Origin of the sequence: Paenibacillus montanisoli, assembly GCF_003268025.1 — a bacterium.
Taxonomy (GTDB): Bacteria; Bacillota; Bacilli; order Paenibacillales; family Paenibacillaceae; genus Paenibacillus_Z; species Paenibacillus_Z montanisoli.
In genome coordinates, this window is record NZ_QLUW01000002.1 from 452,740 (window position 1) to 476,618 (window position 23,879).

General features: G+C 54.6%; 23 protein-coding genes and 1 pseudogene. 8 read left to right on the forward strand and 16 right to left on the reverse strand.

Going from position 1 to position 23,879, the window contains the following annotated elements; translation table 11 throughout:
* Positions 1-78: 78 nt before the first annotated feature.
* The 5 genes and pseudogenes from DL346_RS11335 to DL346_RS29465 form a co-directional block, all read right to left on the reverse strand.
* Positions 79-981: a LysR family transcriptional regulator gene (locus DL346_RS11335; protein ID WP_112882236.1), complete on the reverse strand. Its 903-nt coding sequence runs from the start codon at positions 979-981 to the stop codon at positions 79-81.
* Between the two features lie 98 nt (positions 982-1,079).
* Positions 1,080-3,578 (reverse strand): WG repeat-containing protein, encoded by a 2,499-nt coding sequence (locus DL346_RS11340; protein WP_112882237.1) that lies wholly within the window; start codon positions 3,576-3,578, stop codon positions 1,080-1,082.
* A gap of 155 nt (positions 3,579-3,733) precedes the next feature.
* Positions 3,734-4,177, reverse strand: coding sequence for a DUF1761 domain-containing protein (locus tag DL346_RS11345; RefSeq protein ID WP_165822477.1), 444 nt, complete (start codon positions 4,175-4,177; stop codon positions 3,734-3,736).
* Positions 4,178-4,342: 165 nt separating this feature from the next.
* Positions 4,343-4,843, reverse strand: coding sequence for a DMT family transporter (locus DL346_RS29460; protein WP_420849567.1), 501 nt, complete (start codon positions 4,841-4,843; stop codon positions 4,343-4,345).
* Between the two features lie 9 nt (positions 4,844-4,852).
* Positions 4,853-5,326, reverse strand: a pseudogene (locus tag DL346_RS29465) (DMT family transporter); the annotation flags it as partial.
* A gap of 146 nt (positions 5,327-5,472) precedes the next feature.
* Between DL346_RS29465 and DL346_RS29050 the strand changes: the two are divergent.
* Positions 5,473-5,649: a hypothetical protein gene (locus tag DL346_RS29050; protein ID WP_165822479.1), complete on the forward strand. Its 177-nt coding sequence runs from the start codon at positions 5,473-5,475 to the stop codon at positions 5,647-5,649.
* Positions 5,650-5,693: 44 nt separating this feature from the next.
* Here DL346_RS29050 and DL346_RS11360 read toward each other — a convergent pair whose 3' ends face one another.
* Genes DL346_RS11360 through DL346_RS11375 form a run of 4 tightly spaced genes read right to left on the reverse strand, consistent with a single transcriptional unit; the run spans position 5,694 to position 7,914 of the window.
* Positions 5,694-6,155 carry a hypothetical protein gene (locus tag DL346_RS11360; RefSeq protein WP_133257520.1) on the reverse strand — a complete coding sequence of 154 codons (462 nt, stop codon included), beginning with the start codon at positions 6,153-6,155 and terminating at the stop codon, positions 5,694-5,696.
* On the reverse strand, positions 6,142-6,918 hold the full coding sequence (locus tag DL346_RS11365) for a hypothetical protein (protein ID WP_112882242.1): 777 nt from the start codon (positions 6,916-6,918) through the stop codon (positions 6,142-6,144). The genes DL346_RS11360 and DL346_RS11365 overlap by 14 nt, the downstream gene beginning before the upstream one ends.
* The gene (locus tag DL346_RS11370; protein WP_112882243.1) at positions 6,891-7,442 is read right to left on the reverse strand and encodes a hypothetical protein; all 552 of its coding nucleotides are present in this window, start codon (positions 7,440-7,442) and stop codon (positions 6,891-6,893) included. The genes DL346_RS11365 and DL346_RS11370 overlap by 28 nt, the downstream gene beginning before the upstream one ends.
* Complete coding sequence (locus tag DL346_RS11375) at positions 7,429-7,914, reverse strand: hypothetical protein (protein ID WP_112882244.1); 486 nt, start codon at positions 7,912-7,914, stop codon at positions 7,429-7,431. The genes DL346_RS11370 and DL346_RS11375 overlap by 14 nt, the downstream gene beginning before the upstream one ends.
* A gap of 220 nt (positions 7,915-8,134) precedes the next feature.
* On the opposite strand from DL346_RS11375, the gene DL346_RS11380 reads away from it, so the two are divergent.
* The gene (locus tag DL346_RS11380) at positions 8,135-8,887 is read left to right on the forward strand and encodes an SDR family NAD(P)-dependent oxidoreductase (RefSeq protein WP_112882245.1); all 753 of its coding nucleotides are present in this window, start codon (positions 8,135-8,137) and stop codon (positions 8,885-8,887) included.
* Here the strand turns inward: DL346_RS11380 and DL346_RS11385 are convergent, their stop codons facing one another.
* Entirely contained in the window at positions 8,888-9,118 is a 231-nt protein-coding gene (locus tag DL346_RS11385; RefSeq protein WP_112882246.1) for a hypothetical protein, read from the reverse strand.
* 140 nt (positions 9,119-9,258) lie between these two features.
* Here DL346_RS11385 and DL346_RS11390 point away from each other — a divergent pair, with 140 nt between their 5' ends.
* The 4 genes from DL346_RS11390 to DL346_RS11405 all read left to right on the forward strand — a co-directional run bounded on the left by DL346_RS11390 (position 9,259) and on the right by DL346_RS11405 (position 13,947).
* A complete protein-coding gene (locus DL346_RS11390; protein ID WP_240633133.1) occupies positions 9,259-10,110 on the forward strand; it encodes a pentapeptide repeat-containing protein in 852 nt (283 codons plus the stop codon).
* A 106-nt stretch (positions 10,111-10,216) separates the two neighbouring features.
* Entirely contained in the window at positions 10,217-11,668 is a 1,452-nt protein-coding gene (locus DL346_RS11395; protein ID WP_112882248.1) for a spore germination protein, read from the forward strand.
* Positions 11,665-12,819 carry a Ger(x)C family spore germination protein gene (locus tag DL346_RS11400; protein ID WP_112882249.1) on the forward strand — a complete coding sequence of 385 codons (1,155 nt, stop codon included), beginning with the start codon at positions 11,665-11,667 and terminating at the stop codon, positions 12,817-12,819. The genes DL346_RS11395 and DL346_RS11400 overlap by 4 nt, the downstream gene beginning before the upstream one ends.
* Positions 12,820-12,861: 42 nt before the next feature.
* A complete protein-coding gene (locus DL346_RS11405; protein WP_165822480.1) occupies positions 12,862-13,947 on the forward strand; it encodes a GerAB/ArcD/ProY family transporter in 1,086 nt (361 codons plus the stop codon).
* 43 nt (positions 13,948-13,990) lie between these two features.
* On the opposite strand, the gene DL346_RS11410 is transcribed toward DL346_RS11405, so the two are convergent.
* Both DL346_RS11410 and DL346_RS11415 read right to left on the reverse strand, forming a co-directional pair.
* Positions 13,991-15,685, reverse strand: coding sequence for a M3 family oligoendopeptidase (locus DL346_RS11410; protein WP_112882251.1), 1,695 nt, complete (start codon positions 15,683-15,685; stop codon positions 13,991-13,993).
* 141 nt (positions 15,686-15,826) lie between these two features.
* Positions 15,827-16,117, reverse strand: a complete 291-nt coding sequence (locus DL346_RS11415) for a hypothetical protein (RefSeq protein WP_112882252.1) — start codon at positions 16,115-16,117, stop codon at positions 15,827-15,829.
* Between the two features lie 133 nt (positions 16,118-16,250).
* Here DL346_RS11415 and DL346_RS11420 point away from each other — a divergent pair, with 133 nt between their 5' ends.
* Entirely contained in the window at positions 16,251-17,672 is a 1,422-nt protein-coding gene (locus DL346_RS11420) for a sigma-54 interaction domain-containing protein (protein ID WP_112882253.1), read from the forward strand.
* 141 nt (positions 17,673-17,813) lie between these two features.
* Positions 17,814-19,322, forward strand: coding sequence for a lysine 2,3-aminomutase (kamA, locus tag DL346_RS11425; RefSeq protein ID WP_112883071.1), 1,509 nt, complete (start codon positions 17,814-17,816; stop codon positions 19,320-19,322).
* A 298-nt stretch (positions 19,323-19,620) separates the two neighbouring features.
* Here the strand turns inward: kamA and DL346_RS11430 are convergent, their stop codons facing one another.
* From DL346_RS11430 to DL346_RS11445, 4 genes are read right to left on the reverse strand one after another with little or no spacing between them, the layout of a single operon-like run.
* On the reverse strand, positions 19,621-21,063 hold the full coding sequence (locus tag DL346_RS11430; RefSeq protein ID WP_112882254.1) for a peptidase: 1,443 nt from the start codon (positions 21,061-21,063) through the stop codon (positions 19,621-19,623).
* A gap of 21 nt (positions 21,064-21,084) precedes the next feature.
* Positions 21,085-21,747 (reverse strand): 3-oxoacid CoA-transferase subunit B, encoded by a 663-nt coding sequence (locus DL346_RS11435; protein ID WP_112882255.1) that lies wholly within the window; start codon positions 21,745-21,747, stop codon positions 21,085-21,087.
* A complete protein-coding gene (locus tag DL346_RS11440) occupies positions 21,690-22,409 on the reverse strand; it encodes a CoA transferase subunit A (RefSeq protein WP_112882256.1) in 720 nt (239 codons plus the stop codon). Before DL346_RS11440 ends, DL346_RS11435 begins: the two co-directional genes overlap by 58 nt.
* Complete coding sequence (locus DL346_RS11445; protein WP_112882257.1) at positions 22,406-23,740, reverse strand: aspartate aminotransferase family protein; 1,335 nt, start codon at positions 23,738-23,740, stop codon at positions 22,406-22,408. The genes DL346_RS11440 and DL346_RS11445 overlap by 4 nt, the downstream gene beginning before the upstream one ends.
* Positions 23,741-23,879 lie beyond the last annotated feature (139 nt).

Genomic DNA, 23,879 nt, shown 5'->3' on the forward strand with positions numbered 1-23,879 from the left:
AAGATACCACTCCCGCGCCGCTATAAGGTAACTCCAATAAACTATTGCCGGTTATAGCAAAAAGCTATATGAAAGAGCCTAATTTTCTAGCGTAGCTTTAAGAGCCTCCACATATTCCAGTGCCAGCTTCGACAAAGCCGCATTCCGGTGACAAATCCATCCGACATGGATCGTCTCTTCGCTCGCAAGCGGAACGGGAATGATCTCGTTGCCGTTCAAGTCGGCGCTCAATACGCCCGTCGATATCGTGTAGCCGTTCAGACCGATCAGCAAATTGAACAGCGTTGCGCGGTCGTTCACCCGGATGCTCTTCTTATGGGACAGCGTGCTCAAAATTTCTTCGGCGAAATGAAACGAATTGTACTCGCCCTGCTCAAAATGCAAATACGGATAATCCTGCAGCTGCTCGAGCGTAATCACCTTTTGCTTGGCAAGAGGATTATAGACGCTTATGAACACATGCGCTCTAGCCGTGAACAGGCTCGTGAACATCAGATTTGCGTTTTTGAGCAGCCGGTTCATGACGTTTTTGTTGAACTCGTTGACGTAGAGTATGCCGATCTCGCTGCGCTGCGTCCGGACATCCTCAATAATTTCATGCGTCTTCGTCTCGCGCAGCGCAAGCTCATACTCGTCCTGTCCGTGCTCGTTCACCAGCTTGACGAACGCATTCACGGCAAACGCATAGTGCTGCGTCGAGACGGAGAAATGCTGCGGCGCAGGCTTTGCGTTCTTGTACCGGCTCTCCAGCAAATCCGCCTGCTCCACTACCTGGCGCGCATAGCCGAGAAATTCCGCGCCTGCCTTCGAGAGCAGAATGCCCTTGTTTGTCCGCTCGAATATCGTAATCTGAATCTCTTCTTCCAGCTCCTTGATCGCGTTCGACAGGCTCGGCTGCGAAATAAACAGCCGTTTGGCCGCCTCGTTAATGGAGCTCCGGTTGGCCACCTCGATGACATACCGCAACTGCTGCAGCGTCACATCCACCACTTCCTTGCTAATTACATTTGTTCTCATTCTAGTACAAAGCGTCCGGGAACAAAAGAAAAAAGGCCGCGCATAACGCGGCCTGTCACACCTTAATGGAACGAACGCCAGAAGGCGCCATCCGTATCAATGATGCTTCTGATTTCGGCGAACGGAATCGTGAACGTCGGGAACCCGGCCGCATACGGCGCGATTTCGTAGGGCTCGAAATAGAGATGCAGGGCATCCTCCGTCACATAGAACGGCTGATCCGGGCGAATGCCTTTGTAAGCGTCCGGGAACACGTAGGAATATTGCGGATCTTCTTTGATCTGCTTCCCGACGATGTCACTGAGCACCTTCACATAATCGCTTCCCGGTTTGAAAAGATCCTTCAGCGCATACATACGGCCGGTCGACAGGTCTATAATCGCGTACACCCTGGTCGGCATGCCATGGGCAGCGCCGAATGGATAGTTATAACCGATCAGTTCAAGCTCCAGCAGCTGCTGCTTGAAGAATGCCACCTCAAAGTCGCCTGTGTACGAATATTCGAGCTTCGTGTCCGGCGGGATCGGCTTCACTTGCGACATTTCGCGCAGCTTTGTATTGACGGACCGTTTGGCGGCTTCGTCCGACATGCCTTCTACCTGAGGATAGTAAACCAGGTAATCCCGGTTTGGCTTATATTTTTCCTCCTTCACATAGTAAGGCTGCTTTAGCGGGATGACCGTGTTCTGCTGCCAAACGACGCGGCCTGCGCGGTCCAGGTAGGAAAGACGCAGATCGACATAAGACTTGATGAGGCCCCCGTGCTCCAGTGTAAGGATACCGCTTCCGTCGACACGCGGAAAGCCGGGCGCCGGCTTGCCGGAGGTATCGATGAAATAGGTCTGCTTCCCATCCGAAGCGGACGCGACGCCGTCCTTGTAATCGAAAACATCAGTGTAGACAAAGTCCGTTAGCAGCCGGCCGTCCCAATCCGCAATGGCAAAGTTCGAGCCAAGGTAAGGCTGATCCTTATTGATCGCGCGGCCGAGCGCAAAGCGCCCGCTTCCCAGGTTTCGGACATCGTTATATTCCGGCTTAACGATATACGTTCCCTGTTTGTTGATGACGCCGTAATTGTTCCGGTAATCCTCGGAGGTGTTGACGATGGCCCTGCCGTCTTCAAACGGCATCGCGGTGGAATAGGCCGGTTGAATGACGACGTTGCCCCGTTCGTCCATATATCCGGCTTTTCCGCCTGCCTCTTTGACGAAGGACAGCAGCCCGTCACCAGGCGGGCCTACGACCATATAGGGGGAGTACGTGTGGATTTTGCGCCCATCAGGCCCGATCAAAGCGTACTCATTGTCTTTCACTTTGACAAGCGCCTGGTTATCGCGAAAATCATTCGCTTCTTCAAATTGCGCAGAAATAACGGGGTTGCCCTGCAAATCCAAATAGCCGTATTTCGACGTATCCTGGCCGCTGCTATCTTTTACGGTGTCATTGAAGACGGCTCTTCCGCCCTTCATGTCGGCGATATACGGATAAGCCCGATTGGTCAGAACCGTACCGCTCTCGTTGATCAGCTTGAAGCCTTGATGATCGATAACGGCCGCCCGATGTTCGGAAAATTGGCCGATCGAGTCGTATTTCGGAGGAACGACGTATTGCGCGGAGGCATTGATAACGCCATATTTCCTATTCTCGGCCACTACGGCAAGATCATTGTCCTGAAAATCGCTTGCATCGTCGAAGCGCGGCGGTATCGCCATGCTTCCTTTGCTGTCGATATAGCCCCATTTCATGCCGTCCACGGTTTTGAGCGATGCCGGGAACAATTCCACTACACGCTGCGAGCGAACCGGCTCCAGCACATCCCGGATATTCTGCTCCAGCTCAAGCAGCGTCTCCCGAGTCGGCTGGGCAAACGCCAGCGCCTGATGGACGGAAACGAGCGCGGGCTCCGGCGAGCCGGCGCGGTACTGCGCGTCCGCGAGACAGTACCAATAGAGCGGATACTGCGGATATTGCCATACTAATCGCTCATAATAGCGGACGACATGCGGAAAATAATAGCTGTAAACGTCTTGCGCCGGAACGAAAGCGCCGCCTTGCCATCTCAGCACCTCGATCCGGTAAGATTCGCCGCTGTTTTGAAGCCAGAGCGCAAGCTCCGCCTTTCCGTCTTGGCCATTGTCACCGGGCATATCGATCGCATCCAAATAGCTGTAGCTCATGCCGGACGGCGCAACATCCCGCAGTCCTTCCTTAGACCATTCATAGACCGACAGCTTCGACCACTGCTCATTGAGCTGCCAGCCGACGATCAAGTTGTTCCGCCCGGCTCTTAACACCGGCATGACCGTAAGCCGGGAAACGCCGTATCCCGGCCCTTTCGCTTCCGCGGCCTTCTCCCAAACGCCGTTTCGAGCCTGCAGCACCATCAGATGAAGCTGGCTGCGAAACCGGTAAACCGCGGCAATTTCCTGCATTCGGTCACCGTTTAAATCCGCTGCACACACCGCCGCATAAGCGGCGGACGGGTTGATCAACATCAGCTCGGCACCGCTTGGCATGTTCGCCAAGGCGATTTGCACCAGCTGCTGTTCGTTCGCGGCCATGTCAGCATCCTCCCTCTCCCCGCATTCTTCGCCTAATCGTATGCGGGTTGATGCCAGATATGCCTATTTATGGTGAATTGATTCCTCCCTAAATAAAAAACCCGGCCGCGCGTACAACTACGCAGGACCGGGTTTCCGTCAGGATGAATGCAGGACTAGCTCCAGAACCAGAAAATAAGCAGCAGCATCGTAAAGCGCACAACCTCATACGATGTGTCCACGGCAACTACGAGCCAGCTCTTGAACTGCCAAACTTTCTTGCCGACCGTGAACGGCAGCGTATAGCCGGCAGTGAGCAGCATCGTGAACCAGAACGCGCCGGCCAGCGAATCGCCGTCATAGCCGAAGGCCTGTCCGCCGGCTTTCCACAGCTGCAAGCATACCGAAAACGCAATCGATGTGATGAACGAAACCAGAATGTAGATGATAAAGGATTGAATCTTCGTCGCCTTGCTCGGTTCGTCCGGGCCGGCTACTTTACCGTACATATCCCGTTGATAAGGCTTCTTCCAGATGACGGCCATCCATAGAAAGCCCAGTACCAATGACAGTACGCCCGTTACCGCAACCGCCCCGTAATTTACTTCGCTTAACAGCATAAACAATACCCTCATTTCGATAAATGTCGTTTAATACGAAACCATTTGGTTTCACTTTATGAATCCGATTATATACAACCATTTGGTTTCCTGTCAATCGCCTTTCCGCAAAAAATTCCGGCCTCCTATCAGGGAACCGGAACCTCATTTAAAGCCACTCTCGCTTTACCCGTTTACGTCCAAGCCTGCCGGTCTTGCATGCGGCGTGCGGCGCTTCAAATTCGTGATCGCCACGCCGACCAAGATGAGCGCGCCTCCTGCGATTTGCGCCGCATGAATCGGGTCTCCGAGGACGAAGTAACTCACCACGATGGCAACGAAAGGCGGTATGTTCATAAACATCGCGCTCATCGATGCGCCGACAACCGCGATGCCCTGATTCCACCAGAACCCGGCTAATCCTTGACCGATTACCGCTACGACAACCAACAACACCCAGACGAACAAACGGTGGCTTCCGTGCAAATGTCCGCTCCACGCCTCGACGCCTACTGCCGGCGTCATGAGGATCGTACCGATGACCGTGGAATAGATCGTCACCTCATAAGAAGTCAGTGTAATGGTCAATTTGCGGATGAACAGCAGGCTGACCGACATGCCAAGCATCGCCGCGAGCAAGTAAATGTCCCCCTTGGAGATTCCGATTTCCTTGCCCCCATACAGCACAATACAGACTACGCCGACAAGCGCGACCAAGGCACCTGATATTTTTTGCACCGACATCGTTTCGTTTAGAAACATACGGGACAGCAGCGTCGTCGCAATCGGCGATAACGCGATAATGAGTGCGGCATTGCCGGCCGTCGAATGCTGCAAGCCGGTGAAATAGAACAGCTGGTTGATGAGCGTGCCGGTAATGCCGGCTAGCATCAGCAGTCAGAACTCCCGAATAGTCGGACGCCTGACGGATTGGCCGACCAGAGCAACGCTGATCAGAAAGAGCGACATGACGACTAACCTGGCAAAGGACAAATAAATCGGCGAGAAATCACGCAGCATATAGGCGCTGGCAACATAGTTGCCGCCCCAAAGCAGCGATACGGCACATAGCTTGAATAGTACAGTGCGGTCTTGCATCGTTATATAAGTCTCCTTGATAACTCGCGGCAAGGCCGCGAGCGTAGTTGCTTTGCGCCATTCGGACCACATACGTGACCGATTGCTGGATTGATTATAGCACCGATTGCTTACGTTAACGTTAGTTTTATCAAAAAATAAATCCAGTTTTACTTTCCAGCGGCATAAAAATAAAAGGAGCGGATGATCGACAAGCCAAAACTGGGAGATGAACGTCAATGAACACAGGAAAAGCTTTGCGGTTATTGGTGATCGGTTTCGTCATAGCCATCCTTGCGATCGGAATGCTGCCCTTCCTTGTCGTTTACAGCTGGAGCGATCTTTACGGCATAACTGAAATGGAGCCCGCCTCCACCCCGCTGTCGGTTTTGTTAAAGCTGCTAAAGCAGCAGTGACGACATTAATAAAGGCACCCCATTCTTGGGGTGCCTTCGTTCTGTTACGCATGAATCGTGCCTACCGATAAAGCTTCGTACTCCCAAAGCACGCGCTGCACGTCATGAAACCGGTTCTCCTCGCAATTGATCAGGACCGCAATCTCCGGCAGCCGCTCTTTCACGCGGAACACCTGTTTAAAGTATCGGGATTGCATGAGCCTAGTGATCGTATAGCCCGCGAAAAATCCCGCTCCCGCTGCCAGAAGCCCCCAAATAAGCGGCCCCCAGTGAGCAATAAAGCCGAAGCTGATGCCAAAGACGCTCATCGCCGTAGCCGTGGCCATGCCGAATTCGAATGCCATCGTTTTTTTGTTCGGATGGCTGGTCGCGCTTTTGTCGATGCGCTCATCGTTGTTATCCATCATCACCGTCATGATCGAAGACCGCTCCACGCCAATCTCCTCAAGCACGGCGAGCGCCTGCTCTACCTCGATGGAATGTTCAAAGGTACTAATGATCAACAACTGGCTCCTTCTCCCTTCCAAACAAGTGTAGACGGAAATGCGGATAACGCTCCGAGAGGAACCGCTTCTGTTCAAGCCGGAACAAACGGTTATGATCGCGCGCGGACATATAAGCGTCATACATGGCTCCGCCAATGACGGAAGGCATGAAGAGCAGCCATTGCGGTTCCAGAATCGCATTCGCCTCGGTTAGCTTGCCCGTTAAGATCAAGAAGACGGATTCGTGGGAATGTGACATCGTCATATAAGTGAACCACCAGAACACGCCGTAAAAACCAAGCGCGATCCTGTTGTTGTACAACTGGCCAAGTCCGGGGAAGAAAAAGGAGCATGCCATGGCCGCAACGGGACGTTTAGGACTGATATTCGTAATGTTCCAAGGTTTAATCAGATTCGCCTTGAAGCGGGCGTTTTCTAACTTTGCCAAGTGGTACATCCGGTTTGAGTCAATCGCTTTTACATAGCTGTCCCAGATGGCGAACAAATAAACGATGGCATAGGCAAACAGCCATTTCGGCTCCAACACGTCAATAGCCTTCTGAAACTGACCGCTGAAGGAGTACGCGACCGCTTCATTCACATGAGCAAGCGTATTAATGACTACCTCCCACGCCGACAATATAAACCCTCGTATGAATTGGTGCAGCAGGAAATGGCCGAAGCCCGGGAATGAGATGGACCACCAAACGATGATTTTGGGATCTTGCCAGCGCAGGCAGGATAATCCGTCTAGGCTCAGTAACGCTTGCTGCCTGCGTGCCATTGGCTCTTGCTCCTCATGTTCGTGGTGGATTTGGCTCTGACGAACGTTTCTCGAATGAAATTGTACATGAGCACCATCAGCGTTTGGACGAGGAGGTAAATGTAAAACGAATAAGTCAGCCTCCACCCTTTATATTGAAAGACGTCAAACTGAACGTTCAACGCTTCGAAACATACCCCGAGCACAGCCCACAGCAGGATATAGCCGGTGATGGCGACGCCGCTGATTCGGAAGCGATAATAGAAATAGGTGAACAAAAAGCCGAATGCAGGGTACAGCAGCAACGTGAGCGCATCTGGACCGTTGAAGGACGGGATGATGTTCGTATTGTAGAAATCGAATGGCGGCAAGCCCAATGTATTATCCAGACTAAACGCTAAATCCAAGCTGAACAGCATCATAATCATGCTGACGGAAGCAGGAAGCGCTTTGCGAAGCCTCCAAATTATCGTATAAGCGACAATCAAGCAGGCAGACGTGAATAACACGTTTTTCTTCTGAATCAGAAACTCAACGAAACTCATGCAAAGCCCCATCCTTCCCGAGCACACGGCGATAAGCCAGCATGGCCAGCCAAGCGGCCGCGATCAGAAGCGGCGCTTTCGAAAAAGTTACCCACGGCTCCCAAATCGATGCATCCTTTAAGATATCCAGCCGCCTTAGCATCATGTTCAATAGGATCAATAAAGCGGTAAAGAACAAATACCAGCTCCACTTATGCCGTGCCAACCGGCTCGAGTTCATGAGATCTACCGCCCAAACGACGATCGTTGGCGTGATGAACTTATGCGCAAAGATGCGCACGAAAAAATCGGACAGCCGCATGGAAGGGACAACCATCTTCAAATTTAAGGATACAAGGGTGAAATAGGCGTCATGCAGGATGACGACAAGCAACCACCCGAATATCAACTCAAGCAGATGCAGACTCTTCTCCGTCGCAAAAAACGTCACGATTAGGATAAAGAAGCCTGTGACTAATAGAATGTGATCCATTGAATGAATGCCCTCACTATCGTCCGATGACTCCGGTAATCTTACAAATATGCCCAATTATGGCTGCTTTTAAAAGCGTTTCCGTGTAACGCGGCTTGGTTCCGAATTCCAATCTTCTACACAAAACAGCTGCCGGATACCGGCAGCTGTTTAATATCAGGGCTATCGATTGACATTGATAGTCTCAAGGCGTATACAGTAGAAGTAAGAAAAGGAGGTCATGGGAATGAAGGATCGAAATCAAGTCGTCATGGTAACCGGCGCAGGGAGCGGAATCGGCCGGGAAATCGCAATCGCCTATGCCCAGCATGGCGCCTCATTGATTCTAGTCGATCGCAACGCGGAAGCGATTGCCGCAACTTCAGAACGGATTCATAGGCTTGGCTGCGAGCCGCCGGTCTGCCGAACGCTCGACTTAAGCGACGCGCAAGCGATCGCCTCATGCTTCAATGAGTTGAAGGAAAGCGTCGGCCGGCTTGACGTACTGATCAATAATGCCGGACTAGGCATCTGGAAGTCGGTGTATGATCTGACCGTCGAGGAATGGGATTACGTCGTCAATACCAATTTGCGGGGCAATTTTCTGTGTTCGCGCGAAGCAGCCAAGCTGATGAGAGCCGGCGGCGGCGCGATCGTCAATATCGCTTCGACGCGGGCGCTGATGTCCGAGCCCAATTCGGAAGCCTATGCCGCCTCGAAAGGCGGAATTTTGTCCTTAACGCATGCGCTCGCCCTCTCGCTGGGACCGGATCGGATTAGAGTGAATGCCATCAGTCCGGGCTGGATCGAGACTGGCGATTATTCGAAGCTGCGGACAGAGGACCATGAGCAGCATCCTTCAGGGCGCGTCGGCAAGCCGGACGACATCGTCAGAGCCTGCCTCTACTTGACGGATCCGCGCAATGATTTCGTGACCGGCACGAATCTCGTGGTCGATGGCGGCATGACGCGCAAAATGATCTATGAGGAATAGTTACCAGAGCCTTTCCTTTGTCTCCCTCGGGATACATAGCGTGATAAACCACCATACCGTAAATCCGATGCAAATATAAAACATCAAGTCTCCATGAAAAAATAACCCAAACAGCGTCCAGCTGACGCCGGACACTGCAAACCACATCCATGAGCTAAAAACGAAGAACCATACCGCAATTTCCGAAAACAGCTCGGCAATGAATTCCCCGATCATTTCCAGCAGCTCCATTCCTCTCCCTCCAGCCGGCAGTAATGCTTAGAACTAGTGTATGTGATCGGCTGAGAGCCCTTGCATAGCGGTTGACGCAGCCGTTACAGGGGTTTACGATTAGGAACTGAGGAAGTCGCAGGAAAGAAGGATGAATCCTGGTGAAACGAACGGCCGACTATTTGCAGTCCGATTGCGAAAGCTGCTTCGGTTTATGCTGCGTTGCGCTGCCCTACGCGGCATCGGTTGATTTTGCGACCGACAAAAGCGCCGGTCAGCCATGCGGCAATTTGCAGTCGGATTTCCGGTGCGGCATTCACGGACAGCTTCGGGTTCGCGGATATCGCGGCTGCACGGTCTATGATTGCTTTGGCGCCGGACAGAAGGTATCGCAAATCACCTTTGGGGGAAGAGATTGGCGGCAGGCACCGGAATCCGCGGCGCGCATGTACGAGGTTTTCCCGATCATGCGTCATCTGCATGAGCTGATCTGGTATTTGCACGAAGCAATGGGATTGCCTGCGTTGGCAGAGCAGCACCGCGACTCCATTAGCGATGCGCTAACGCAATCAGAAGCGTATACGGAGCTGCACCCAGATGCCCTGCTGAAGCTTGATTTTGCCGCGCACCGGGCCGGCGTCAATACGCTGCTGCTCGAAGCAAGCGAGCTCGCGAGATCGGAAGCGCGCCGCCGTCATAAGCCGGCTAAAGGCAAAGCCTACGGACGAGGCGACGATCTGATCGGTGCCAAGCTCAAGCAAGCCGACCTGCGGGCGGCGAACTTACGAGGCGCTTACCTGATTGCCGCTGATCTGCGCGGAGCGGATCTACGGGACGCGGATCTGATCGGCGCGGATCTGCGTGACGCCGACTTGCGAGGCGCGGATTTGACGACGGCCATCTTTTTGACCCAAGCCCAGATCAATTCGGCTAAAGGAAACGGCAGCACGAAGCTCCCTCCTTCACTTGTCCGCCCATCGCATTGGCTGGAGGCCGCGGAGAAAAGAGCATAACGAAGAGCCGCGATATTCGCGGCTCTTTGTTGTTATAAGGATGGGTAATCTTTGTAAATAAGGGAATCCTAACATGACTACCTGAAATAGAAAGCTGAGGACGGCTATGAACGTTGGCAAGAGCGTGAAGGAGAATGAGCTCCTCTTCCGAAACCTATTCCAGCACTGTTCGGACATCCAATTTCGCGAGCTGACCATAAACGGCGGTACCAAGCTGCTGCTCATCTATGTTGACGGCATGATCGATACGGACGTCATGACGACCAACGTCCTGAAACCCTTATTATATGACGGCCTGCCTCAAGGCCTCGGTACAATCGACAGCATTGCGCAAATGTGCGATCTAGGGCTTTTTGCCGTCATGCAAAGCGAGAAGCTCACGGATTGCAGCGAGATCGAGGACCGCATTATGAAGGGAAATGCCGCCATTTTGGCCGATGGCGAGGATTGCGCCGTCCTTTTGAATTGCACCAAATTCGAAACGAGAGGCATCGAAGAGTCGTCGAATGAAGCGGCGCTCCGCGGATCAAGGGAAAGCTTTACGGAGCTGCTGCGGACGAATACGACGATGCTGCGCAGAATCGTATCGACTTCCAATCTGAAAATGGAGTCCGTTGAAGTCGGGCGATTAACCAAAACCGAAGTGGTCATTTCTTATATCGAAGGGATAGCGCCAGCTAACGTCGTAAATGAAATCCGTTCGCGCATCCATCGGATCAGGCTGGATGCCGTTCTGGAATCCAGCTATATCGAGGAGTCAATCGAAGACACCCACTACTCTCCTTTTCCGCAAATGGTCATCACCGAACGACCGGACATCGTTTCCGCAGGTCTCATGAAAGGAAAAGTGGCCGTCTTGACGAACGGGACGCCCAACGTCATCCTCGCTCCGATGACGTTCTGGGTGGGCCTGCAAGCTCCGGACGATTTTTACGAGCGGTTTTTGTTTGCATCGATGAATCGCTGGATTCGGTACATTTTTTCCGTTTTCTCGATTTTGTTTCCTTCCATCTACATCGCGCTGACCAATTATCACCCGGAGATGGTTCCTCCTAAGCTCATGTTAAGCATCACGGGACTGAGAGAAGCTTCGCCGTTTCCGACGATTATCGAAATCTTCTTGATGGAATTCATGTTCGAAGCGTTGCGGGAAGCCGGAATCCGTCTGCCGAAACAGATCGGGCCGCTTGTCAGCATCGTCGGCGCCTTGGTCATCGGAGAGGCCGCGGTAAGAGCCGGCATTATTTCCGCCCCGATCGTCATCGTCGTATCGGCCGCCGGAATTTCGTCGTTTGTCATTCCCATGTATCGCTTCAGTTTTCCGTTTCGGATGCTTCGGTTTCCGCTTCTGATTCTATCCGGTTTATTCGGGCTGTTTGGCATTGCGCTCGGAATCATCGCGATTCTCATCCATCTAATAGGGCTAACGCCGTTCGGAACGCCTTATCTGACGCCGGTGACGCCGATCGACTTGGGTAAGATCAAAAATATCTTGCTCCGCTGGCCAAGGAAGCTGGTTTCCGCGAATCCATCGGAAAACGGGGCTGATCGAACATGAACAGAACCCTAAACGTTTGTTTGATCATTCTGCTCCTGGTATCGGTTACGACAGGCTGCTGGAATTTGAGAGAACCGGATCAGCTTGCCTTTATTATCGCGGCAGGGCTTGATTTAAACGACGAGGGCCAGCTGGAGATCGCCTCTCAAATCGCGGTGCCCGCGGCGCTCAGCGGCGGCGAGAACGGCGGCGGCGGCGGCGGCGGCAAAAAAAGCTTCGTCGTCGTGAGCGGTACGGGCAAAAACGTGATGGATGCCGGACAGAACCTGCAGGCACAGCTGCCGCGCATTCTGTTCTATGCGCATCGCCAAACGATTCTCATCGGCGAACGGCTCGCGAAGAACGGCGTCGGCAGCCTGACGGATATGTTCATCCGAAATCCGAAATCGGAAATGCGCTCCAGCATCCTTGTCGTGAAAGGCGGACTGGCGAAGGACGTGCTGTCCGTTGAACCGACTTTCGATCCCTATATCAGCACCATTCTCGTTCGCGAACAAATCGCGGTCGGCATGAAGCCTTATTACTACCGGCAATTTCTTTCGGATGCGCTCAGCCAGGCGATGCAGCCGTTATTGCCTGCGGTTGCCTTAACGCCGGGCAATCGATATCGGTATGCCGGCTCAGCCATTTTAAACAAGGATGACAATTTGAAATTGGTGGGCTACTTGAACGCCAAAGAATCCGCTTATGCGAATTGGATCATAGGGCGGCAAACCGGTTTATCCATCACCGCTCCCGTATCGCCAGGAAACGAAGAACTCAGTCTAAACGCAAAATCGCTTAGCAAGAAGCTTCAAGTCGACCTGCAGGATCAGCCCCGTATCACCGTCATGCTGAAAGGCGCAGGCATCATCACCGAGAACAACACGTCGCTGAATCCTACGAAGAACAACGATCTGAAGCGGATTGAGAAGGAGCTTAGCCAAGCGACGCAAGAGGCGGTCCAAGCGCTGGTGGACAAGGTTCAAAAACAATACAACACGGATATTTTCGGATTCGGGGAATTCATTCATCGCGAGTACCCCAATCGTTGGAAGACGCTCCGTCCGAAGTGGAACGCCATGTTCCCCCGGCTTCGCATTACCGTCAAAGTCGAGCTGAAATGCAAGGATCCAGGCCAGACGAATTCAGCCATTGACAGTATGCTGTAGGCGAATACTTAAGGTGATTACAGGTAGGAGTTGAAAAGACTTGTGAAGTTGACTCGTATACAGCTGTTTTGGATCGTAGCCACTATCGAGATCGTGATGGCGGTTTGGCTGCGCATTTCGCCTGCCATTACGACAGCGAGACAGGATGCCTGGCTTTCCATGCTTGCAGGCGGATTGATGGGGTTCGCCATCACCTTTCTCGTCGTTCATCTGAGCATGCTGCATCCCAATGAAAGCTTGGCCGAGTTTAGCCAGAAGCTGCTTGGCCGGTGGCTGGGAAAATTGGCCATCTTGCCGTATTTGACGGCCTGGTTTATTCTTGCGGGCGACGTGCTCCGGACCTTTGCCGACTTCGTCCACCTCATCCTGCTGGACAGTACGCCCGTTTGGATCATCATGCTCCTGATGGTAACCTTAATGATCTACATGACCTTAAACGGCGGCCTCAGCGGGATCGGAAGGTTTTGCGAAATTGCCGGACCGATTACGGTCGCGGCGCTCATTGTCAGCTTCCTGCTCAATCTCTTCAATATTGAATGGCATTATATAAAACCTTTTTACGCCGATTCCGGGTGGAGGGCGATTGCGGAGGCCTCCTATCCGCCTGCTTCGTTCTTCGGGGAATCGTTTATGCTGCTGGTTATCGTCTCTTATTTGGATAAACCTCGCAAAGCGATGTCCGCATCCTTACTGGGGGTAGCCGCGTCGGTCATCTTCGTATTTGCCTCCACGGTTATGGTCCTGCTCGTGTTCGGTCCCAATGTCGCGGCTAAACTCCGGTTTCCGTACTTCATGCTGGTTCGGACCATCGACATTTTCAACTTCATCCAAAACTTAGATATTTTTGTCATCTTCATCTGGGTGTTCGGCGTGTTTGCGAAAATGTCCTTCTATTTGTTCCTCACCAGCTCTGAAATGGCGCGCAGTGCCCGGATCGCCAATTGGCGGAAGCTGGTTTGGTTCAGCGCGCCGCTGATCTTCGTCATTGCCACGGTCATTCCGAACGAAAACACGATTGAGCTGCTGCAAAAATTGTGGCGCTTAATCGTCATTCCGGTTTGCGCAATCGGGATTCCTCTGATCCTTTGGATCGTCACGCTTGTGCGAAAGGAGCCAACAAATGCTTAACAATAAAGGCTGTCGAGAACCGTCTCGACAGCCTTTTATATGGTTACTCTACATTAGCAGCCGCTTCGTTCAGCCAGCTGTCGATGCTTCCGATGACCGATGCGACGCAGCCATCCTCGAAGGGGGAGATGAGCCCCGCAACCTTGACGAGCTCCGTAAACGACTGGCTTCCGCCTTGACGGCATAGCTTGAGGTAGTCCGCCCACGCGGCAGAACGATCCTCGTGCATCCGTTTCCAGAACTGGAACGCGCAGATTTGCGCGAGCGTGTAGTCGATGTAATAGAACGGGCTGTTGAAAATATGGCCTTGCTTATGCCAGAAGCCGCCCTGCTCCAAATACGCGTTATCGCTGTAATTGCGATGAGGCAAATATTTGCGCTCGATTTCGCGCCATGCCTGCTTCCGCTCGGCCGGCGTCGCGTCCGGATTCGCATAGACGAAGTGCTGGAATTCATCCACCGTCACGCCATATGGGATGAAGATGAGCGCGCTTGCCAAATGGTCGAACCGGTATTTGTCCACTTCCTCCTTGAAGAAGAGATCCATCCACGGCCATGCGAAGAACTCCATGCTCATGGAATGGATTTCGCACGCCTCATAGGTTGGGAAGCTGTATTCCGGCACGGCGTAGTCCCTGCTTTCGTAGACCTGGAACGCATGGCCGACCTCGTGCGTCAGCACGTCGATATCGCCTGAAGTGCCGTTAAAGTTGGAGAAAATAAACGGTGCTTTGTATTCGCTCATATACGTGCAGTAACCGCCGCTTTGCTTCCCTTTCTTCGCGACGAGATCCATCAGGCCATTGTCCTGCATGAACCGGAAGAAGGCGTCCGTCTCCGGCGACAGCTCCGCATACATCTTCTCGCCGTTATTCACGATCCATTCCGGATCGCCCTTCGGCGTCGCATTGCCCGTCTTGAACACGAAATTCTCGTCATAATACAGAAGCTGGTCAACTTCGATACGCTGCCGCTGCGCTTCCTTCAGCTTCGAAGCGACCGGCACGATATGCTCGAGCACCTGGCTGCGGAAGTTCGCCACCATCTCCGCATTGTAATCGGTCCGGCTCATCCGCGCGTAGCCAAGCTCCACATAGCTGCCGAAGCCCAGCTTCTTCGCGATCTTCGTCCGCACCTTCACCAAATCGTCGTAGATCCGGTCGAATGACGCTTCATGCTGTGCCATAAAGCCGGACGACGCTTCCATTGCGCGCTTCCGCATGTCCCGGTCCTTCGACTGCTGAAAAGGGCCCAGCTGCGCGAGCGTCCGCTCTTCGCCTTCGAACAGGATTTTGGCCGAAGCGATCAGCTTCGAATATTCCGTCGTCAATTTATTTTCCTGCTGCAGATCCTCGATGACTTCCGGGCTGAACGTCTTCAACGAGAGCTCGGCAAGCTGAAACAGCTGACGCCCCCATTGCTTCTCCAGCTCCGTCCTGAATTTGGACCCGACAAGCGCGCGATAGTAATCCGTTATGTATTCCTGCACGACCGGACCGCTTTCATCGAAGAAGTCCTGCTCCGCTTTGTAAAACTCGTCATTGGTGTCGATGGAGTGGCGTATGCTCGCGATTTGCGCCATGGAGTCGAATTCGCTCCGCAGCTTGTTCAGCGCGGTCATGGCTTGATCCTGCTCCTCATAGCTTTGCGCCGATAGGAACGTTTCCAGATCGGCTTTGAACTTCTGCTCGAACGCTAGGACATCCGGCCGCTCGTACTGATACTCGCTAAATTTCATAAACCGCACCTTGCCTTTCCGAAAATGATAGGATGATTACGCTTGCAGACGTGACTTCCCAATTATAGCCTAAACTTAACACGGGAAAAAGAGGCCGTCCGGGGCACCCCCTTTCAGCCCCTAAACAGCGTTCCTATTCGATCATTCTTTGAACCTTCCGATAATGTCCATTATATATTTGACTACAACGGAGGCTCCTCCTATGAAGAAGAGTACGATGAGTGTATATTTGGTCGGGTCGATTGCTACCATCGACAATATGAAATTGAGCGGCAGTATATAGTACAGAATATCCTTCAGATATGGAAGGAAGGTCGTATCGAAAGATCCTTTCCAGAACCCTCTGGAGAAAGCAATTACGAAGTCGACGATCATCAGAGCAAAAATAGCCCACATCGTATACGTGATCCATGCAGCTAGCGAGAAATCCATTTTTCATCACCACCTTCCTACAGATTATGCTAGGTTCCAGTCCGGGTGATGATTATTCTGCATGGCGGTCAACTTTTTTGCATAGCGTTCACTAAGGAACTTATCCGCGGCACGGCATGGAGGCGAACGCAGGGTGTCCAATCGAAATCGCATCGTGTCCGACTATTTCGAGCACATTTTGAATACCGTCGATGTCGGCGTTCATTTCATCGATCGGGCGGGCAACACCGTATTCTACAATGATAAAATGGCTGAAATTGACGGACTGGACCGTGAGCAGGTCTTGGGGAAAAATATACTGCATCTCTATCCTTCGCTGACGCAGGAAACGAGTACGCTCGAGAAGGTGCTGCAAACGGGCGAACAGCATCCCGCTCATATCCAGACTTATTTCAATGTGACCGGCAAACGGATCATGACGATCAACAGCACCTATCCGATCTACGATAACGGGAAGCTGGTCGGCGCGCTCGAGGTCGCCAAAGACATTACGAGCATCGTCCAGCTGCATGATCAGATCTTGGATTTGCGGCATCAGCTGTACCAATCCAAGCAGAAGGAGAACAAGAATAAAGGGACGGCCCGCTACGAATTCAGCGATCTCATCGGCAAGAGCAAGCCTTTCCAAGAAGCGCTTGCGCTTGCGAAGAAAACGTCGCGCACCGTCTCGCCCGTTATGCTCTGCGGTCCAACGGGCACCGGAAAAGAATTGTTCGCGCAAAGCATTCATAATGCCGGCGCAAGGCGCAACCGCCCGTTTATCGCGCAAAACTGCGCTGCCGTGCCCGCTGATTTGCTGGAAGGCATTATGTTCGGTACCGCACGCGGCGCGTTTACGGGAGCGGTTGACCGGGCGGGGCTGTTCGAGCAGGCAAGCGGCGGCACGTTGTTTCTCGATGAGCTGAACAGTCTGGATATCTATTTACAGGCGAAGCTGCTGCGCGTGCTTCAGGACGGCATGGTAAGGCGCATCGGCGGCACCTATGAGCAGCAAGCGGATGTCCGTATCATAACGGCGCTGAACATGGATCCTTCTCAAGCGCTGCAAGAAGGATTGCTGCGGTACGATTTATTTTTCCGGCTCAGCGTCGTGAAGATCGACCTGCCGCCGCTTCAGCACCGGGCGGAGGATATCCCGCTGCTCGCGAATCATTTCATCGAGAAGCTGAATCCCGTGTTCGGGCTGCAGATCAGAGGCATCTCCCCTTCCGCGCTGAACAGGCTGACCGCCTACAGCTGGCCCGGCAACGTCCGTGAGCTGGGGCATGCGATCGAATCCGCGTTCAATATGGCGGAAATCGACGAGGAATTGATCGAGGAGCGGCATTTGCCCGCCGGTCTAGTTGCGGATCGGGGCAAAAGCAGCCATCCTGATGATGCCGATACCGCGGCCGATAGGCTGCCGGAACGGATGAAGCAGATGGAGCGCGAAGCGATAGCTTTGGCGCTGCAGCGCAATGGCTACAATATTAGCCAGACCGCGCAGGAGCTTGGGATGAAGCGCCAGGCGCTGCAGTATAAGCTGAACCGGTACGGCATTACAAGGAAACCATAGCCAGGCGTGTGCGTTGGCTTCCGCCATTTATCGGGCAGGAGCCTTTTTTGCGTTGACGGCGAGCCCGGAGCTGCCAGCTGGCACGCTTCTTGCATGTAAAGGGGCAAGAAGATAATCCGTGGAGGTGCGCCATTCATGAGCATGACAAATGATAACGGCACGGACAAGGTGCCCCTTAGCAGCAAAAGGCATTGGAAGCAGGTGCCGTTATGGAAAGACGTGACGGATGAGCAGTGGAACGATTGGTTGTGGCAGCTGACCCATACGATCAAGACGCTCGACGAACTGAAGCAAGTCGTTAATTTGACCCCGGATGAAGAGATGGGCGTTCACATTTCTACGCAAACCATTCCGCTCAATATTACACCCTACTACGCCTCGCTCATGCATCCCGACGATCCGCGCTGCCCGATTCGGCTGCAGTCGGTTCCGATCTCTGCGGAGCTGCTGAAGACCAAGTACGACCTTGAGGATCCGCTCTATGAAGACGAGGATTCGCCGACGCCAGGCTTGACGCATCGTTATCCGGACCGGGTCCTGTTCCTGGTGACTAATCAATGCTCCATGTACTGCCGCTATTGTACGCGGCGCCGGTTCTCCGGCCAAGTCGGGATGGGCGTGCCGAAGAAGCAGATGGACGACGCGATCGCCTACATCCGCAATACGCCGGAGGTTCGCGACGTGCTGCTCTCGGGCGGCGACGGGCTGCTGATCAACGACACGATTCTGGAGTATATTTTGAAAAATTTGCGGGAAATCCCCCATGTCGAAATTATCCGCATCGGCACCCGGGCTCCCGTCGTATTCCCGCAGCGGATCACGGAGAACCTGTGCAATATGCTGAGGAAGTATCATCCGATCTGGCTGAACACCCACTTCAACCATCCGCTCGAAATGACGGATGAAGCGAAGAAAGCGTGTACCATGCTGGCGGATGCGGGCGTTCCGCTCGGGAACCAATCCGTAATCCTCGCAGGCATTAACGACAGCTCGCATATTATGAAGAAGCTCATGCATGAGCTGGTCAAAATCCGCGTGCGACCGTATTACATCTACCAGTGCGATTTATCCGAAGGGATCGGGCACTTCCGCGCGCCGGTCTCCAAAGGGCTTGAAATTATTGAAGCGCTCCGCGGCCATACGAGCGGGTATGCGGTGCCGACCTTCGTAGTCGACGCGCCAGGCGGCGGCGGAAAGATCGCGCTCCAGCCGAACTACCTGATCTCGCAAAGCCAGGACAAAGTCATTCTCCGCAACTATGAAGGCGTCATTGTCGGGTACCCCGAGCCGAAAAGCTATATCCCCGGCCGCGCCGATGAATATTTCAACGAAATATACGGCATCGAGAAGGAGCCTGCCAGCACCGGCATCATTTCGCTCATCAAGGATGAAAATTTCAACCTGGTGCCGGAAAATTTGCGCCGGATCGGCCGGCGCAAACTGTATCAGCTGGATGCCGAGCACCACTCGCTGAAGGATAAGCGCGAGAAGCGCGACGAGATGAAGCAAAAGCTTATGCGGGCCCGGCAGCAGCAGGACGCCCCGTCATCGGCAGGCACTCCGGCGGAGCCGGCGCAGGCCGCCCAGCAGCCGCAAGCGGGCGACGCCGTAGGCGATGCGGCACCGCCTACGGTGACGGGCGGCGAGTGAGGCACGCGATGGCGGTCGCCCCAGTGGAGCCGACGGAAGCGCAGCCACAATGCATGCGCCACTTGCCATGAGATGCAGCCTGCGGTACGGCGATAAATGAGGGCGCAACGTTTTTGCTGGCTCGAAGCAGCTCGTTGTACTTGGCGGAACCTTGAAAGTTAAGCTGAGAGCACGATTCCGTGCTCTCAGCTTGCTATATGGCTAGTTTGGGATCCGAGAGCACGAGTTCGTGCTTTCGGACGATCAAGCGAGCGCAAAAAAGCCTGCCCGAGACTTTCTCGGGCAGGCTTTTTCGCAGCTATTCTCGTTTACTGGCGCCTTGAGCATCGTGTTCTTTGCTTTGAACTTGCGGAACATGCTCTTTAATGGCTGCCATGTCCGTCGCCGACTCATCACTAACGCCGCTTTCAGGACCATTTTCTCTCGAGGCCACCGCCTCCGTACTCGCCGCACCAACCGCGTCCCCCACAGCTGCGGTTTCCGCAACGCCGCACCATTCCGTGAGGGTGAGCGCAATGATTTCCGCTGCCTCGAACATGGCATCCAGCTCGATATGCTCATTTGGATAATGAGCAGTCTGAGTCAAGCCGGGGCCGAACACGATGCAGGGCGTATCCGCCAGTACGGTAAGCAGCCCGCCGTCCGTCCCCCAAGGCGAAGCTTCGAGGACTGCGGCTTTATTCGTAACCGCTGCATACTGTTCCGAAACGATCCGGATCAGCTCATGCGCGGGATCGACGCTGCCCGGTACCCATCTGGCGCCGAACCATTGCAGCCTCACCGGCGACTCCCGGAACCACTCGTCTTTCGATACGAGCAGCTCCAGCCAGCGGGCCATCTCCTCTTTCGCATGCTCCAGCGTCTCATCGGGAGCGACGCCCATGCGCCCTTCGAGCGTAACCAGATCAGGCACGGAGGAAGGCCAATTGCCGCCATGAACGGTGCCGATATTGATCGGGATCGGAATCGGGTTGCCGTCGAAGAGCGGATCTCTGATGCGGGCATTCCGAATCTGCTCGAGCTCCAGCAGATGCGCGACGACAAGCATGCTTTTCTCGATGGCGCTGACGCCTTCATACCTAGTTCCGCCATGCGCGGAACGCCCCTTCACGACAATGCGGAACCACATCGAGCCCTGCTGCTTCGGGAAGATCCGCATATTCGTCGGCTCCGGAATCAGGGCGGCATCGGCTTTATAGCCTTTGACGATCATGGCAAGCGTGCCTGCACCGCCGCTTTCTTCTTCGATGACGCTCTGGAAGATCACGTCCCCTTTCAGCCGAATCCCCAGGCCGCGAAGCGCTTGAATCGCCAGCAGCATCGACACGTTGCCGCCTTTCATGTCCGATGCCCCGCGCCCGTAGAGCTTGCCGTCCAGCACCTCGCCGCCATAGGGCGGGACGCGCCACCCTGCCGGATCGCCTTCCGGCACGACATCCACATGCCCGTTCAATATGATCGAACGGCCGCCGCCCGTGCCCCGCATGAGGCCAACTACGTTCGGACTTCCCGAGAACCGGGTTCGGGGCGAATAGAAATACGGATGCTTCTCCAAGACCGCACCATCCGGCTCCCACAGATCCACATCCAAGTTAAGCTCGAACAATTTACCGGCCACCAGCAGCTGCGCTTCTTGCTCATTGCCTTGCGTGCTGGCCATGCGAACCAGATTTTGCAGCAGCTGAACGCCCTCTTCTCGATGCCGTACCAACCATTCGTGAATTTGCGCTTTCAGGCTCATGCCGCCCGCCTCCTTCATGGCCTACGTAATTCGATCCACGTGCCGCGGAATAACCAGCTTGGCTTCCGTGCAGCCGATGACATCTTCCACTGTATAAGGCGACATCACTTCCCGCAGCACAAGTCCTTCATCCGTCACTTCCATGACCGCCATCTCCGTAATGATTAAATCGACGCAGCGCTGCGCGGTAAGCGGCAGTTCACACTGCTTCCTGATCTTCGATTTGCCGTCGCGGTTCACATGATTCATGACGGCGACGACCCTTTTCGCCTTCTGCGCCAGCTCCATGGCCCCGCCAATGCCGGCCGTTCGCTTGCCGGGGACGATCCAGTTGGCCAAGTCGCCCTGCTCACTGACCTCCAAAGCGCCAAGCACCGTCATATCGATGGCACCGCGGCGGATCATCGCGAAGGCGATCGCGCTGTCACAGTATGATGCGCCTATTGCAAGCGTTACGGGATAGCCCCCGGCATTGCAAAGAAACCCGTCTTCCTCGCCGGCGGCCGGACTGGGACCCGCGCCGAGAATTCCGTTCTCCGCATGAAACACGACATGCGTCCCTTCCGGAATGAAATCGGCCACTCGCGTCGGTATGCCGATGCCAAGATTCACGACCATGCCGTCCTTTATTTCGCGGGCGGCTCGCCTTGCGATCCGGTCGCGGCTTGTTTCTCCCACACCCATTGCCAGTTCACCCCTTTCCCGGCGACGACCGCATTCACGAAAATACCCGGCGTCACGATGCTCTCCGGATCCAGCTCGCCAAGCGGCACAAGCTCATCCGCCTCCGCGATCGTGCGATCGCCCGCCATCGCGACGAGCGGGTTAAAATTACGACCGCTTTTATCGTAAATCAAATTGCCGTATGGATCGGCCTTCCGCGCATGAACGATCGCCACGTCTGCCGTGAGCGCCGGCTCGACCAGATAGGTTTTGCCGTCCACTACAACCTTCTCTTTGCCGGCTTCCAGCGTTGTGCCGATGCCGACATCGACCAAAATGCCGCCCAGACCGACGCCGCCCGCGCGAATCTTCTCGGCAAGCGTGCCTTGCGGATAGAAAACCACCTCCATCCGGCCGTCCTCCATCATTTTCCCGGCATTGGGATTGGAGCCGATGTGTGAAGTGATCACTTTCCGTACCCTGCCTTCCGTCACCAGCCGGCCGATGCCGATCCATGGAAAGCCGGTATCGTTGCCGATAAGCGTCAGCTCTTTCACGCCTTTCTCCAAAATGCCCTCCACAAGAGTAGGCGGGGTACCGATGCCGCCAAATCCGCCGAACATCAGCGTGCAGCCGTCATGAATCCATTGCAGCGCTTCTTCAAGCGACTTCTGCTTCGTCATCCCATCACCTCTTCCATCACTTCATGCACGGCTTCTTCAAGACGTGAGGCCAACAGATCGATCTCCTCATTCGTGATCACGAGCGGCGGGGCGATGATCACCGCATCGCCGGCCCCTTCGACGCCGCCGGCCGCAGGATAAATGAGCAGCCCCTTGGCCATCGCGCGCTCAACCAGCCGCTGCGTCAAGCCGACCGCCGGCGCGAAAGGCGTCTTCGCCGCCCGGTCGGCAACCAGCTCCAGCCCCAGCAGCAAGCCTTTTCCGCGAACATCGCCGATGATGGGGCATCCCTCGGCGACACGCTCCAAAGCCTGCAGAAGGCAGCGCCCCTTCTCCTCGGCGGCCTTCGCGAGCTGGCGCCCCTCGATGTAATCCAGCACGGCCAGCGACACGGCGGCTGACTGCGGATTGGCGCTGAACGTATGGCCGGACATGACGATCTTGGAGCCCGCCAGAATAGGTTCCATGACATGGTCCTTCGCCAGCGTCGCCGCAATCGGCGTGTAGCCGGCGCTAAGTCCTTTGCCGAGAGCGATCAAATCCGGCTCGACGCCCCAATGCTCCATGCCGAACATAGCGCCGGTGCGCGCAATGCCGGTCATGACTTCATCCGCGATCATCAGTATTCCATGCCGCTCGCAGATTGCCTTTATTTGCTGATAGTAGCCGTCCGGCGGGACAACGGCGCCTCCTGCTGCGCCGATAATCGGCTCGGCGATAAACGCCGCGATATGCTCGGCTCCGATGCGCTTGATGACCGTTTCCAGATCATCGGCGCAAGCCATTCCGCAGCTTGACGCCTCCAAATGAAACGGACAGCGGTAGCAGTATGGGGGCGCGACGAGCGGCAGCTCCTCCAGCAGCGGGATAAACCGCCTTCGTCGTGCGACATGCCCGGACATCGAGAGCGCGCCCAGCGTGATGCCGTGGTAGCTCATTCGCCGCGAAATGACCTTTGTTTTACCGCGCACGCCTTGCTCCTGCCAATATTGGATGGCGATTTTCATCGCGGTCTCCGTCGCTTCCGAACCGCTGTTCACGAAGAAGGACCAATAATCGTGCCCGGGGGCAAGATCACTCAGGCGCTTGGCCAGCTGCTCGGCCGGCTCGCTCGTGAATTGGGAGCGGTATACGAACGAAACCTTCTGCGCCTGAGCCAGCATCGCGTCGATGATCTCCTGCACGCCATGGCCGATGCCGGCCGTGACCGCGCCGGAGGATGCATCCAGATAGCTTTTCCCCTCGCTGTCATACAGAAATACGCCTTTGCCATAAGCGATGGTCGGGTAATGGGCGGTCAGCAGCGGCTTGATCAAATGCTCGCGCGTCATGGTTATACCTCCAATCCGCAGTTACTTTTGCCTAACTTCCTGCAATTTCGGTGCCAATTAGGTGACAAATCCGGCAATGCTGCGCATCTGGCATTGATTTTGCATCCACCCGGTGTAGAATAGCGGAAACGGGATTGGA